Here is a 1,879-nt window from a genome sequence, read left to right on the forward strand (position 1 = left end):
TTAATAAGGGGGAAGCTTGAGAATGCTCCACCATTAACTTACACAACTTCTGGGTCAGAAACGGTTGTCCCCCCGTCCAGTGCAATATCTCAGCTAACACCTGTTCAGGATTATCCACTTTCCCTACTAAACCAGGGAGCAGAGGTGTTTTCGCTTCTTCAAAGGTAAACCCAGTCAGTTCAATATCCCGACCAATATTAAAGGGAGTGCGCTGTTTATCCTGAATCAAATCCGCTGGAGTTGCTACTCCCAGCAAGCAAAAATTAAGCCGCTTGTAGGCAGTATTTTCGGATCTTTGGTTATAACAACTGCGAATAAAAGCAAAGAAATCATCTTTAAACTCTACTTTAATAATACTGTCAATTTCATCCAGAAAAATAACAATATTTTCTGGAATCTCTGACAACAGCACCTCTTCAATAAACTCACCCAACCACATTACTGGGGAGAGTTGCTGACGCTCTCGTAACCAAGGTAAGACCTTGAATTTATCTGAGAGCTTAAAACTATTTACCAGACTCTTAATTAAGCTAGCATACCATTGCTCTGACGTTACGTAATTACCAATTTGGGTAACATCAACGGAAGCACAAGCTACTCCCGCCTCTATTAGTCTTTGCATCGTTTTTACCCGCAAACTAGATTTACCCATCTGTCGCGAGTTGAGCACATAACAAAATTCCCCAGCCATCAAAGCATCAAAAATTTCCGTATCAGCTTTTCTGACTGCATAAGTAGCAGCATCGTTAGGTAAACTTCCCCCAACTTGATAGATTGTTGGTTGGTTGGTCATGATCAAAAAGGGAACAGGGAACAGGGAACAGGGAACAGGGAATCGGGAATCGGGAATCGGGAATCGGGAATCGGGAATCGGGAACAGTAGTGAAGATATTCGAGTAGTATTTGGTTTTATAGCGTTTATTATAGCTATGAGGTACACAGGATTTTTTACCTATTGCCTATTGCTAGCATGCCTATTGCCTCTTACCTGCTCCCTGCTCCCTGCTCCCTGCTCCCTAACTACAAAAGTCTGTTACTAAAATACTCACGATACAAATTAGATCTCGGAATACAATCATTACCGATTGCTCTGACTAATCCCAGACTTTCTAACAGATAGGTTTCTTTATAATCCAGGCGCACTGCTTGAGTAGTTGTCAGTAATTTTTTGAAAGCCTTTAGTAAGTTGGGATGGAGCATGAGATTATTTAAAAGTTCTCGCAAATGATGGCGATAAATCCCTGATTCTGTCGGGGCGGTTTCTAAAAGATGCTCGATGGTGATGTTGGAATTTTTGCTAAGAGTAGAGAAAGCTAACTGTAATAAATAAGGATGTCCTCCTACCATAGCAATTAATTGTTGTAATGAATTAACTGATAAATTTAAGCCATAAAATCTAGCCAAGTTCTGAACCTGTTCCAAGGAAAAATCAGTTAAATCTACAGGATATCCTACATTGAAAGGCGATTTATTGATAGCCAATTCAATATAAACTTCCGTAGCATAAACCACTATCAACCGCAGTTTTTTCCAACTATCATAAAACTGGCCATTTTCATGCCAACTACGCAGCAACGTAAGAAACCCTTCAGCAACGTGTTGATGAGGAAAAACTCGCTCTAGGTTATCGAGACATAAAACCAAAGGACTCTCTGAAGAAACCAACAAATACTCTTCAAAGTAAGTGCTACACTTGACTTCACTGGTAAAAAAATTATCTTCCCAATAATTTTGCAACTGATTGGGCAATTTCAATTTTTGAGCAACCCGCACACAAAAAGACTGTAAAAATATATCCAAGTCATGGTAAGGTAACTCATTCAGATTCAAATAAACCGTGCGATAACCCCGAGACTTAGCATAATCAAGAATCCGATGA

Annotated in this window: 2 protein-coding genes; both read right to left on the reverse strand. The window is 39.8% G+C overall.

Translation table 11 applies throughout. From position 1 onward, the window contains the following. On the reverse strand, positions 1 to 940 hold a 940-nt coding region (locus tag F6K49_RS44945; RefSeq protein WP_366514322.1), incomplete at its 3' end, for an AAA-like domain-containing protein. Positions 941 to 1,020: 80 nt separating this feature from the next. Continuing rightward, a partial coding sequence (locus F6K49_RS44950; protein WP_293108565.1) for an AAA-like domain-containing protein occupies positions 1,021 to 1,879 on the reverse strand: 859 nt, incomplete at its 5' end.

Source organism: Moorena sp. SIO3I6, assembly GCF_010672095.1.